At 67.9% G+C, this 12,762-nt stretch carries 10 protein-coding genes and 1 tRNA gene; 9 read left to right on the top strand and 2 right to left on the bottom strand.

What is annotated here, in order from left to right; genetic code table 11:
- Window positions 1-102: 102 nt before the first annotated feature.
- Window positions 103-807, bottom strand: coding sequence for an NAD-dependent deacylase (locus J1N50_RS13420; protein WP_215354258.1), 705 nt, complete (start codon window positions 805-807; stop codon window positions 103-105).
- Between the two features lie 126 nt (window positions 808-933).
- Here J1N50_RS13420 and dapB point away from each other — a divergent pair, with 126 nt between their 5' ends.
- From dapB to J1N50_RS13375, 9 genes are all read left to right on the top strand, one after another.
- Window positions 934-1,659 (top strand): 4-hydroxy-tetrahydrodipicolinate reductase, encoded by a 726-nt coding sequence (dapB, locus tag J1N50_RS13415; protein WP_215354256.1) that lies wholly within the window; start codon window positions 934-936, stop codon window positions 1,657-1,659.
- A 61-nt stretch (window positions 1,660-1,720) separates the two neighbouring features.
- Complete coding sequence (locus tag J1N50_RS13410; RefSeq protein ID WP_215354253.1) at window positions 1,721-2,899, top strand: M48 family metallopeptidase; 1,179 nt, start codon at window positions 1,721-1,723, stop codon at window positions 2,897-2,899.
- The gene (gene nth / locus J1N50_RS13405; RefSeq protein ID WP_215354251.1) at window positions 2,896-3,567 is read left to right on the top strand and encodes an endonuclease III; all 672 of its coding nucleotides are present in this window, start codon (window positions 2,896-2,898) and stop codon (window positions 3,565-3,567) included. The genes J1N50_RS13410 and nth overlap by 4 nt, the downstream gene beginning before the upstream one ends.
- Before the next feature lie 81 nt (window positions 3,568-3,648).
- The gene (locus J1N50_RS13400; protein ID WP_215354249.1) at window positions 3,649-4,260 is read left to right on the top strand and encodes a TetR/AcrR family transcriptional regulator; all 612 of its coding nucleotides are present in this window, start codon (window positions 3,649-3,651) and stop codon (window positions 4,258-4,260) included.
- 359 nt (window positions 4,261-4,619) lie between these two features.
- Window positions 4,620-5,036: a hypothetical protein gene (locus J1N50_RS13395; RefSeq protein WP_246553490.1), complete on the top strand. Its 417-nt coding sequence runs from the start codon at window positions 4,620-4,622 to the stop codon at window positions 5,034-5,036.
- Between the two features lie 4 nt (window positions 5,037-5,040).
- Complete coding sequence (locus tag J1N50_RS13390) at window positions 5,041-6,318, top strand: efflux RND transporter periplasmic adaptor subunit (RefSeq protein WP_215354247.1); 1,278 nt, start codon at window positions 5,041-5,043, stop codon at window positions 6,316-6,318.
- Window positions 6,319-6,478: 160 nt separating this feature from the next.
- Window positions 6,479-9,661 carry an efflux RND transporter permease subunit gene (locus J1N50_RS13385; RefSeq protein ID WP_215354245.1) on the top strand — a complete coding sequence of 1,061 codons (3,183 nt, stop codon included), beginning with the start codon at window positions 6,479-6,481 and terminating at the stop codon, window positions 9,659-9,661.
- Window positions 9,662-9,799: 138 nt separating this feature from the next.
- Entirely contained in the window at window positions 9,800-11,218 is a 1,419-nt protein-coding gene (locus J1N50_RS13380) for an efflux transporter outer membrane subunit (protein WP_215354243.1), read from the top strand.
- Window positions 11,219-11,373: 155 nt separating this feature from the next.
- Window positions 11,374-12,642 (top strand): thiolase family protein, encoded by a 1,269-nt coding sequence (locus J1N50_RS13375; RefSeq protein ID WP_246553489.1) that lies wholly within the window; start codon window positions 11,374-11,376, stop codon window positions 12,640-12,642.
- Between the two features lie 31 nt (window positions 12,643-12,673).
- On the opposite strand, the gene J1N50_RS13370 is transcribed toward J1N50_RS13375, so the two are convergent.
- A tRNA-Gly gene (locus J1N50_RS13370) sits at window positions 12,674-12,748 on the bottom strand.
- Between the last annotated feature and the right edge of the window lie 14 nt (window positions 12,749-12,762).

The following is a 12,762-nucleotide window of genomic DNA, read 5'->3' as shown; positions in this document are numbered from 1 at the left end:
TGGATCCTGAAACAGCGAGGCCATCGCCGCAGCCAGGATGACGATGCTGGAAATGTCGTGCTTTGGTCGAAACCGGCCGGTGCCGTATCGCGCCGAGTGGGTTCACCGCTCCAGCATCTGTTCGACCCACTGCGGAACCAGCTCGGTCGCCGGGCCGTGGCGCGCCTCGTCGAACCAGTGGCTGCCCTGGCTCGGCTCCATGTTGAGCTCGAGCGTCAGCGCCCCCGTCGCGCGTGCCTCGCGCACGAACCCGGCCGCGGGATAGACTGCGCCGGACGTGCCGATCGACACGAACAGATCGGCGCGATTGATGGCATGGTAAATCTCGTCCATCCGGTACGGCATCTCGCCGAACCAGACGATGTCGGGGCGCAGGTGGCCGCGCACGCCGCACGCCGGGCAGGCGGGCCGGTCGATCAACGCGCCGGTCCACGGCACATGCGCGTCGCAACCGGTGCACCAGGCGGTCAGATGCTCGCCGTGCATATGGATGAGCCGTCTCGCCCCGGCGCGCTCGTGCAGATCGTCGACATTCTGCGTGACGATCGTCAGCTCGCCGGGCCATTCCGCATCGAGCCGCGCGAGCGCCCGGTGCGCGGCGTTCGGCTGCTTCGTCTGGATCGCTTCGCGCCGCATGTCATAGAAGCGGAACACGAGATCGGGGTCGCGTTCGAACGCCTCGGGGGTCGCGACATCCTCGACGCGATGCTGTTCCCACAGCCCGCCCGCGTCGCGGAAGGTGTCGATGCCGCTTTCGGCCGAAACGCCGGCGCCGGTCAGGATGACGATATTCTGGATCGGAGACATGCTGCCTCCCTAACCGTTCGGATCGGGCGAAGTCGAGATGCCCGTCGACATCGCGCCGACCTTCGGACCATCTCGACTTCGCTCGATGCGAGCGGCTAAGGGGGAGTGAAATCGAGGGGACGTACCATGACCAGCATCGGCATTATCGGCAGCGAAGGGCGGATGGGCGTCGCGCTTGCCGCCGCGATCTCGGAGGCCGGCCAGCGCAGCTGCGGCGTTGACAAGGGCGGCAACATCGTCCGCCTCGCCTCCGACAGCGACGTGCTCGTCGATTTCTCCTCTCCCGCCGCGCTGGAAGCGACGCTCGATGCCTGCGTCGCCGCGAAAAAGCCGATCGTGATCGGCACGACCGGGCTCGAGGAGCGCCACCATTATCTGATCGACGACGCCGCGCACGGCATTGCGGTGCTCCAGACCGGCAACACCTCGCTCGGCGTCACCCTGCTCGCGCATCTGGTGCGCGAGGCGGCGGCGCGGCTCGATGCCGACTGGGATATCGAGATCGTCGAAATGCACCACCGCAAGAAGGTCGATGCGCCGAGCGGCACCGCGCTGCTCCTCGGCCAGGCGGCTGCCGAGGGGCGCGGGATCAGTCTCGCAACCTGCTCCGAACGCGGCCGCGACGGCCTCACCGGCGCGCGCGGGCACGGCAAGATCGGCTTCGCGTCCTTGCGCGGCGGCACCGTCGCGGGCGACCATGACGTGATCTTCGCGGGGCCCGAGGAGATGATCACCCTTGCGCACCGCGCCGAGAACCGGATGATCTTCGCGCGCGGCGCCGTTCGCGCGGCGCTGTGGCTGGTCCACCAGAAGCCCGGCCGCTACACGATGCCGCAGGTGCTGGGTCTCTGACCCCCGCTTGCCCGCGGCCCCTCTCTGTGTTCTATAGAGATAATACAGCTGGAGCACTGCCATGAGTTTCGATCCCGCCGCCGCGACCAAGGCCTATATCGACGCGCTCGGTCCCGAGGCGCTCGCCAAGGCCGCCGATTATACCCGTGGCAGCGAATGGCTGAGTTTCTGGGGCGTTGTCGTCGCAGGGCTGGTCACCTATCTTTTCGTGCGCCTGCGCATCCTCGACCGGATCGACGCAAAGCTGGGCAAGCGCGGTTTTGCGCTCCGCACCTTCCTTGTCTGTGCCGCCTTCCTGCTGCTTTCGGCGATCGTCACGCTGCCGTGGGATCTCTACACCGGCTGGTGGCGCGAAACCGCCTATGGCCGCACCAGCCAGCCGCTCGGCGATTATCTGGGGCAGGGCGCCATCGGCTTGGTCATCGGGGTTCTGCTCGGCGCGCTCTTCTTCCTCGGCATCTATGCGCTGATCCGGCGCGCGGGGAAGCGCTGGTGGATCTGGTCGGGCGGGCTCGCCGCCGCCGCGATTTCGCTGATCCTGCTGCTCGCACCGGTCGTGATCGAACCGCTGTTCAACGATTACAAGCCGGTGCCGGCGGGGCCGGTGCGCGATGCGCTGGTCGTCCAGGCGAAGGAGGCGGGGATCGACCCCGGCCGCATCTACATGTTCGACGGCTCGCGCCAGTCGAACAATTTCACCGCCAATGTCTCGGGGCTCGGCCATTCGGCGCGCATCGCGATTTCGGACGTCGCGCTGAAGGGCGCCTCGCTCGACGAGGTGAAGGCGGTGACGGGGCACGAAATCGGCCATTATGTCCTCGGTCACGTGTGGATCATCGTGATCGTCTTTTCGTTGCTCGCGGTGCTGCTCTTCTTTCTCGCCGACCGGATCTTTCCGCGCGTCGCGCGTGCGTTCGGCAGCGATGCGGGGATCGGCGATCCGCGCGGCTTCCCGGTGCTGATGTTCCTCCTCTCGCTCTTCGCCTTCCTCGCGCAGCCGGTGCTGAACACGCTGTCGCGCACCGACGAGAGCGCGGCAGACGCCTATTCGCTGCAGACGGTGAACCTGCCCGACGCGCTCGCCAGCGCGCTGGTCAAGACCGCAGAATATCGCAGCCCGCGCCCGAACGCGGTCGAGGAGTTCGTCTTCTATTCGCACCCCTCGGTCGAACGGCGCGTGCGCGCGGCGATGGAGTGGAAGGCGGCGCATCCGCCGGTCGAAACCCCGGCACCCGAATGAAAAAGGCCGACATCTTCGAATTCTACCGCCGCCTCGCCGAGCTGAACCCCGGCCCCGAGACCGAGCTGGAATTCGGCAATATCTACCAGCTGCTCGTCGCGGTGGTGCTTTCGGCGCAGGCGACCGACGTCGGGGTGAACAAGGCGACGCGGCGGCTGTTTCAGGAGGTGAAGACTCCGCAGGAGATGGTCGCCCTCGGCGAGGAGGGGCTCAGGCAGCACATCAGGACGATCGGGCTGTTCAACGCGAAGGCGAAGAACGTCATCGCGCTCAGCGAAATTCTCGTCCGTGATTTCGGCGGCGAGGTGCCCGCCGACCGCGATACGCTCGTCGAACTGCCCGGCGTCGGGCGCAAGACCGCCAATGTCGTGATGAACTGCGCCTTCGGAGCCGAGACCTTCGCGGTCGACACGCATATCTTCCGCGTCGGCAACCGCACGGGCCTCGCGCCCGGCAAGACCGTGCTCGCGGTGGAAAGGAAGCTCGACAAGGAGACGCCGCAGCCGTTCCGGGTCGGCGCGCACCACTGGCTGATCCTCCACGGCCGCTACATCTGCAAGGCGCGCACCCCCGAATGCTGGCGCTGCCCGGTCGAGGATCTCTGCCGCTACAAGCCGAAAACCCCCACGCCTGGTGCGAAGAAAGCGAAGAAGGCAGCCGGGTCCTGAACCTCATCGACAGGAGTGCGGACCGCTCCCCCAAGGTCAGCCCCTAGACATTCTTGCGTCCGTCATTATATACCGCTCGTTATGGAAAGCACAATTGCCCCCCCGGTCAAGGGACGTCCGCGTGAGTTCTGCGTCGACAAGGCGTTGGCAGAAGCCCTGCACGTCTTCTGGGCGAAGGGCTATGACGGCGCGTCGATGACCGACCTTACCGAGGCGATGGGCATCACCAAGCCCAGCCTCTATGCCGCCTTCGGGAACAAGGAAGCCTTGTTTCACAAGGCGCTGGACCTCTACGAGGCGGAGAAGCTCGAATATACGCGCGCCGCGCTCCGGCAGCCGACGGCGCGCAAGGTCGCGGAATATTATCTGCGCGGCGGGGTCGATGTCCACGCCGCCGACGGCGAGCCGCACGGCTGCATGGGGCTGATGAGTTCGCTCGCGTGCAGCCCCGAGGCCGAGTCGATCAAGGCCGATGTGATCCGCCGCCGCGCCTCGTCGCAGCGGGCGCTGGTCGAGCGGTTCGAACAGGCAAAGCGCGAAGGCGACCTGCCCGCGCACATCGATGCCGAGGGGCTGACGAGCTTTCTTTACGCGATCCTGCAGGGAATTACCGTGCAAGCGGGGGCCGGCGCGACCCGCGCCGAACTCGAGCGGCTGGTCGACACCAGCCTGGCGCTGTGGCCGAGCAAATAGGGCCGGTCGGTCGGCGAAAGAAAAAAATCGCCGCCCGAAAAATTTTCGATACCGACCGGTACAAAACTCCTTGACAAGATGAACGGCAGGTTTATATACCGTTCAGTACAGATGGTCAGGGCGCTCCTGCCCCGCCGCCAGAAGCGAAGGGAAACGCCGATGAGCCGCTGCGACTGCACCCGGGACTAGTTCGCTAGCCCAGCTTTAACATCTTCCGGAATTTTGCGCTGACGCCCGCCGGGCGGCGGACGGTTCCTCATACCCAGAATCTCCCCTCGCCGGGCGCAAGTGTCCCCGGGGTTCGCGCCCCCTTGCGCCCGGCACCCCGATACAACCCTCATCCCCAGGAGGATCGAACCATGGCCTATCTTGCACTGAACGACGGGTTCGCCAGCGCCATCGCCGCCGCAAACCCCAAGCATTTCGCCCCCGCGTTGTCCCCCGCGGCGCCGAAAGCCGATATTCCCGCCGGCTTTTCGGCGCTCGAGTGGTCGGTCGTGATGCTCGCGCGTCACGACCGGCCTTCGAGCCTGCGCGAACCCGGGCGCTTCCAGAAATTCCTCGGCCGGATCTTCGGCGAAGGCTTCAACCGCCGCCTGGCCGATCCGAAGCTCGAGGCGCTGCGCCGTATGGCGGTGCTGACCTGGCACCACAGCTATTCGGTGCCGAAGCACGAAATCCGCGCCTTCTTCGAGGCCGGTTTCAGCGCCGACCATTATGAACTGCTCGGCAAGCGTGTCGCCGAAGTGCACGTCGCCCGCCTTTTCCGAAAGTAATCCCATGAACATGCTCTCCCCCATCAAGGGCGAGGAGACGGCCGAAGCCGCCCTCGTCGCCGCTCCGAGCGATGTCGCGAAGCGCCGCTGGCGCACTCGCGGCCTGAAATACGGCCTTCCCGCCATCCTGCTTGTCGCCGCCGGCTGGGGTCTGACCCACCGCGAAGCGCCGGCGAACGCCGCGCCGCCGGTTCCGGTCGTCACCGTCGCGGCGCCGCTGGTGCGCGACATCAACGAATGGGACGATTATGTCGGCCGCTTCGAGGCGGTGAACTCGGTCGAAGTGCGCCCGCGCGTGTCGGGCCAGCTTACCGGCGTCCACTTCACCGACGGCCAGATCGTCCGCAAGGGCCAGCTGCTCTTCACGATCGACCCGCGTCCGTTCGCCGCCGCGCTCGCCGAAGCCCGCGCCGAAGCGGCGAGCGCGCGCAGCGATCTCGCGCTGGCGCAGACCAATCTCGCCCGCGCCAACCGGCTGGTTGCCGACGAGGCGGTGTCGCAGAGCGATCTCGACCAGCTGAACGCCCGGGTGCGCGCCGCCTCGGCGAGCCTCGCGGCCGCCGAAGCGCGGGTCCGCTCGCGCGCGCTCGACATGGAGTTCACGCAGGTCCGCGCGCCGATCAGCGGCCGCATCTCCGACCGCCGCGTCGACGCCGGCAACCTCGTCGCCGCGGGCGAAGGCAGCGCCGGCAGCCTGCTGACGACGATCAACGCACTCGACCCGATCTACTTCAGCTTCAACGGCTCCGAAGGCCTGTTCCTGAAAGCGAAGCGCGCGCAGGAAGAGGGCGCCAAGGGGACCGAGGTGCAGGTCAAACTGCAGGACGAGACGAGCTACAGCCGCACCGGCAAGCTCGACTTCACCGACAATGGCATCGACCCGCGGTCGGGCACGATCCGCGGCCGCGCGGTGATTGCGAACCCCGACCTGTTCCTGTCGCCCGGCATGTTCGGCAACATGCGCCTGTCGAGCGGCGCAAAGGAACGCGCTTTGCTCGTCCCCGACGCGGCCATCCAGACCGATCAGGCGCGCAAGACGCTGCTCGTGGTCGGCAAGGACGGTCAGGTCGCAGTGCGCGAGGTACAGCTCGGTCCCGTCGTCGACGGCCTGCGCGTCGTGCGCGGCGGCGTCACGCCGGCCGACCGCATCGTGATCGTCGGCACCCAGCTCGCGCAGCCCGGCAGCAAGGTGAAGACGCGCGCCGGCAAGATCGCGCCGGTTGCCGCGACCGCCGCGCCGCCGAGCACCGCGCTGGTCGGCGAAGCGACCTTCGCGCGCTGAGCCTGAAAGCCCCTCCCTTCAGAGAGGGGGTTGGGGAGGGCCCGTAGGTCCGATGCCCTCCCCGCTGCGGCTAGCGAGCAAGCTCGCAAGCCTCACTGCCCCTCCCGCAAGCGGGAGGGGGTAATTTGGAAATTCGATCCTCCAGTCCGGGGAGCCCGTCATGCGTCTTTCGCGCTTTTTCATCATGCGCCCGATCTTTGCCGCGGTCATCGCGGTGATCATCACCCTTGTCGGCGCGATCGCCTATTGGTCGCTGCCCGTCTCGCAATATCCCGACATCGTCCCGCCGACGGTCACGGTCACCGCCAGCTATCCCGGCGCGTCGGCCGAGACCGTCGCCGAGACGGTGGCGACGCCGATCGAGCAGGAAATCAACGGCGTCGACAACATGCTCTACCAGTCGAGCCAGTCGACCGGCGACGGGACGGTGACGATCACCGTCACCTTCAAGATCGGCACCGACCTCGACGCCGCGCAGGTGCTGGTGCAGAACCGCGTCGCGATCGCGGTGCCGCGCCTGCCCGAGGAGGTGCAGCGCCTCGGCGTCGTGACGCGCAAGACCTCGCCCGACTTTCTGATGGTGGTGAACCTCGTCTCGCCCGACAAGTCGCTCGATCGTTCGTACCTCTCCAACTATGCGCTGACCCAGCTCAAGGACCGCCTCAGCCGTATCGACGGCGTCGGCGACGTCCGCCTGTTCGGCGCGCGCGACTATGCGATGCGCGTCTGGATCGACCCGACGCGCGCCGCGGCGCTCAACCTGACCGCGGGCGAGATCGTGGCGGCGCTGCGCGCGCAGAATGTGCAGGTCGCGGCGGGCTCGCTCGGCCAGCCGCCCTATGCGAGCGGCAACGCCTATCAGCTCAACGTCGAGACGCAGGGCCGCCTCGCCGACCCGCAGCAGTTCGCCGATGTCGTGATCCGCACCGACGCCGACGGGCGGCAGGTTCGCGTCGCCGACGTCGCGCGCGTCGAGCTCGGCGCGTCGGACTATAACAGCAACACCTATCTGTCGGGCGACCCGACGGTGCTGCTCGCGGCGTTCCAGCGCCCGGGGTCGAACGCGCTCGAAGCCGCCAAGGCGATCGAGGCCGAGATGGAGGCCGCGTCGAAGACTTTCCCCAAAGGCCTCGAATATCGCGTCATCTATAATCCCACCAAGTTCATCGAGCAGTCGATCGACGCGGTGAAGGATACGCTGCTGGAGGCAATGGTCCTCGTCGTCATTGTGATCCTGGTGTTCCTGCAGAAGTGGCGCGCCGCGGTGATCCCGATCGTCGCCATTCCCATATCGCTCGTCGGCACCTTCACCGTGCTCGCGGCGTTCGGCTACAGCCTCAACAATCTGTCGCTGTTCGGGCTGGTGCTCGCGATCGGCATCGTCGTCGACGACGCGATCGTCGTGGTCGAGAATGTCGAGCGCAACCTCGAACGGGGACTGTCGTCGCTGAAGGCCGCGCAGACCTCGATGGACGAGGTGTCGGGCGCGCTCGTCGCGATCGTCCTCGTGCTCTGCGCGGTGTTCGTCCCCACGCTGTTCCTGACCGGGCTGTCGGGCGCCTTCTATCAGCAGTTCGCGGTGACGATCTCGACCGCGACGATCATCTCGCTGATCGTCTCGCTGACGCTGTCGCCCGCGCTCGCCGCGATCCTGCTGAAGCCGCACGCCGCGCCCGCCAAACCCTCGCGCCTCCGCGCACTGGCGGGCCGCGCCGGCGACGCCTTCAACGCGGCGTTCGAGAAGATGAGCAATGGCTATGCCTCGCTCACCGACCGGCTCGTCCGGCGCCCGAAGCGGATGATGATCACCTATGGCGGGCTGATCGCCGCCACGGCGGGCCTGTTCTGGGCAACGCCGACAGGCTTCATTCCGGCGCAGGATCAAGGCTATTTCCTCGCGGTCGTCCAGCTGCCGCCCGGCGCCTCGGTCGAACGCACCGACGCGGCGCTGCGCAAGGTCGCCGAGCGGATTTTGCCCAATAAAGGCATTCTCGGTTCGGTGATGCTCGCGGGCTTCGACGGGCCGTCGCAGACGCTCGCCCCGAACGCCGCCGCGGCCTATTTCCCGCTCAAGAGCTTCGAGGAACGGAGGAAGCTCGGCGTCAGCTTCGACGAGATCATGAACGAAGCCCGCGCCGACGTCGCCGACATCACCGAAGCGCGCGTGATCGTGATCCCGCCGCCGCTGATCCAGGGCATCGGCTCGGCCGGCGGCTACCGGATGATGGTGCAGGACCGCGGCGGTCACGGATACCAGAAGCTGGCCGAGGAATCGGGCAAGCTGATCGGCAAGGCGAACCAGACGCCGGGTCTGGCGCAGGTCTTCACCTTCTTCGACACCGGCAGCCCGCGCGTCTATGCCGACATCGACCGGGCGAAGGCGAATCTTCTCGGCGTGCCCCCCGAGCGCGTGTTCGAGACGTTGCAGGTCTATCTGGGATCGGCGTTCGTCAACGACTTCAACCTGCTCGGCCGCACCTATCGCGTCACCGCACAGGCCGATGCGCCCTTCCGCCAGTCGGTCGCCGACATCGCCAACCTGCAGACGCGCTCGAACACCGGCGAAATGGTGCCGATCGGTTCGGTCGCGACCTTCAGGGACAAGACCGGTCCGTACCGCGTCGTCCGCTATAACCTCTATCCTGCGGTCGAGGTCGATGGCGACACCGCGCCGGGGTACAGCTCGGGCGCGTCGCTGACGACGATGGAGAAGCTCGCGGCCGAAACGCTTCCTGCGGGTTACGGCACCGAATGGACCGGCATCGCCTATCAGCAGAAGGCGGCGGGCAGCACGGCGGCGCTCGTCTTCGCGCTGGCGGTCGTGTTCGTCTTCCTGGTGCTGGCGGCGCAGTACGAGAGCCTGACCTTGCCGCTGTCGATCATCCTGATCGTGCCGATGTGCCTGTTCGCGGCGATGGTCGGCGTCAATCTGCGCGGGATGGACAATAATGTCCTGACGCAGATCGGGCTCGTCGTGCTCATCGCGCTCGCGGCGAAGAATGCGATCCTGATCGTCGAATTCGCTAAGCAGGCCGAAGAACAGGATGGTCTGTCGCCGGTCGAAGCCGCGGTGCGCGCCGCGCGCGACCGCCTGCGTCCGATCCTGATGACCAGCTTCGCCTTCATCCTCGGCGCGGTGCCGCTGCTGATCGCGAGCGGCGCGGGTGCGGAGCTGCGTCAGGCGCTCGGCACCGCGGTCTTCTTCGGGATGATCGGCGTGACCGCGTTCGGCCTGCTCTTCACCCCCACCTTCTATGTCGTCTGCCGCGCGCTCGGCGACCGTATCGCGGCCCTGCGCGGCCGCGGCGGTCCTGCCGAACCCGCGCTGCAGCCGGCGGAGTAATGTTTTTGCCAATATCTGTGCGTTCCCGCGAAGGCGGGGACCCATCTCCGGTCGGCTCCGGTTTGCATCGTCCGATGATGGCCCCCCGCCTTCGCGGGGGAGCATAGATGATTTGAAAGCAAGTTCAGGAGACCTTCGATGCTTCTTCGTTCCCTTTTCGTCACCGTATCCGCGCTGATGCTTTCGGCCTGCGCGGTCGGGCCGGACTACGCCCGCCCCACGCCCCCTGCGGCGTCGTCCGGCCCCTTCCTTTCGGCGCGCGAGGGCGTGACGACCACCGCTCCCGCCCCCAATGACGCGGACCCCGAATGGTGGCGGCTCTATAAGGATCCGGTGCTCGACGGGCTCGTCGCCGATGCGCTCGCGGCGAACACCGACGTCCGCGTCGCGGTCGCGCGGATAGCCAGGGCGCGCGCGTCCTTGCGCGAGGTTCGCGGCGACCGCCTGCCCTCGACCAACCTCGGCGCGGGGGCAACCTATGGCCGCGTCAGCGAGGGTCAGGTTCCGCCCGGCGCCGACCGCACCGGCTGGCAGGTCGATGCCGGGCTGACCGTCGGCTATGAGGTCGACCTGTTCGGCCGCGTCTCGCGCGGGATCGAGGCGGCGCGCGGCGATGTCGCCGCCGCCGAGGCCGACGCCGACGCGGTGCGCGTCACCGTCGCCGCCGAAACCGCGCGCGCCTATGCCGACGCCGCCTCGGCCGCCGAACGGCTGGGCGTCGCCGAACGCATCGTCGCGCTGCTCGACAAGTCCGTCGCGCTCACCGCGCGCCGTGCCGAGGTGGGGCTGACGACGAAGCTCGATACCGCGCGCATCGCCGCGCTTCGCGACCAGCGCGCGGCCGACATTCCGGCGATCGCCGCCGAGCGCGATGGCGCGCTGTTCCGGCTCGCAACACTGACCGGGCGCAGCCCCGCCGAACTGCCGCCGATCGCGGCCGAACGGCGCACCACGCTGCGCCTCGACCAGCCGATCCCGGTCGGCGACGGCGCTGCGCTGCTGGCGCGGCGGCCCGACGTGGCCGCAGCCGAGCGCCGCCTCGCCGCCTCGACCGCGCGGATCGGTGTCGCGACATCGGACCTTTATCCGAAGATCACGCTCGGCGGCTCTGTCGGACAGACGAGCGGCGGGCTGGGCGACCTGTTCGGCGGCGGGCCGCTGCGCTGGCTTCTCGGCCCGCTGATCAACTGGAACTTCCTCAACCAGGAAGGCGCGCGCGCGCGCATCGCCGGGGCCGAGGCCGACACGCAGGCCGCACTCGCGACCTTCGACGGCACCGTGCTGCGCGCGCTCGAGGAAACCGAGACGGCGCTGTCGTCCTACGCGCATCTGCTCGACCGCCGCACGGCGCTGCAATCGGCGCGCGACCAGGCCGAGACTGCCGTGAAGATCACCCGCGCGCAGCAGCGCGAGGGGCAGATCGACGGCCTCGTTGCGCTCGACGCCGAGCGCACCTTTGCCGAAGCCGAAGCCTCGCTGGCGCTTGCCGACGCGCGCATCGCCGACGCGCAGGTCGACGTTTTCCGCGCGCTCGGCGGACGGTGGAACCGGAGTTGATATTGCCCTGTGTCCCCGCCATCGCGAGGACACAGAATTTGTTTCTGCGGGCATAGGCAATCCGCCCGGATCGCGCCTTGTCCGGCGACATTGGTTTCCCAATATAGACGTTGCGCGCGGCATTTCCGCCGCCCCGCGATCCGCATCGGGAGTTCATGACCATGCAGCGCTACGCCCGGAAAATCTTCGTCGCCTCCGGCCTTCGCACCCCGTTCGGACGCGGCGGCGGCGCGCTTGCCGACCATGACGCGATCAGCCTGTCGGTCCCGCTCGCCAGGGCGATGGCCGATATTGCGCGCCCCGACCTGTTCGTCTGGGGCACGGTGATCCCGAGCCTCGGGTGGAGCAATATCGGCCGGGAAGTGTGGCTCGATGCGGGGCTCGACCCGACCGTTCCCGCCTTCTCCGCTGTCCTTGCCTGTTCGACGAGCATGGTCGCGGCCTTTGCCGCCGCCGGAATGCTCGGCGGCAGCGCCGACCTTGCGCTTGTCGGCGGCGCCGAGGTGATGAGCAATCCACCGATCGGGCTCAAGCTCGACGTATCGAAACGGATCACGAAGCTGTTTCGCACCGACCCGCCCGCCGCGATCGCCGCCTTGCAGGCGCTGACCGCCGACGACCTGACCTTGCCGGTCAAGGGCTGGGCGAACCGCATCACCGGCCGCACGATGGGCGACCATATGGAGGAAACGGCGCAGGCGTGGGGCATTACCCGCGAAGCGCAGGACGAGTGGGCGTTGAAGAGCCACCAGCGCGCGGTCGCGGGCTGGGAGCGCGGCTTCTTCGACGATCTCGTCATTCCGCTCCCCGAACTCGCGCGCGACGCCAATCCGCGCGCCGACACCTCGGCCGAAAAACTTGCCGCGCTGCCGCCCGCCTTCGACAAATCGGGCAAGGGATCGCTGACCGCGGGCAACAGCTCGCCGATCACCGACGGTGCCGCGGCGCTGTGGGTCGCGACCGAGGCGGGGCTGTCGCGCCTGCCCGCCGGAACGCCCTTCGCCGAGCTGGTCGATCAGGAGATTGCGGCAGTCGATCATCATGTCGACGGTCTGCTGATGGCGCCGAGCTTCGCGATCCCCCGCCTGCTCGCGCGGCACGGGCTGCGTTACGAGGACGTCGCGCTGTGGGAAATCCACGAAGCCTTCGCGGCACAACTGCTCGCCAACGTCGCCGCGCTCGAAAAGCCCGGCTGGACGAAGGACCGCGCGGGCGTCGATTTCGACTTCGGCCCCTTCCCGTGGGACCGGGTCAACCCGAACGGCGGCTCGGTCGCGATCGGCCACCCCTTCGCGGCGACCGGCGCGCGCGACCTCAGCCAGGCGGTCAAGGAACTGTCGGCGCTGCCTTCCGGGTCATGGGCGATCGTCAGCGTCTGCGCCGACGGCGGCCACGGGACGGTGGCGCTGCTGCGCGCGCCGTAAGGCCGGCGATCGTTCGTCGATTTCGGAAAACTGGAGCGGGCGAAGGGATTCGAACCCTCGACCCCAACCTTGGCAAGGTTGTGCTCTACCCCTGAGCTACGCCCGCTCTGGCGGCTGGAA

The sequence above is a fragment of the Sphingopyxis soli genome, assembly GCF_018682675.1.
GTDB classification, from domain to species: domain Bacteria; phylum Pseudomonadota; class Alphaproteobacteria; order Sphingomonadales; family Sphingomonadaceae; genus Sphingopyxis; species Sphingopyxis soli.
This window is presented reverse-complemented; position numbering and strand designations above follow the sequence as displayed.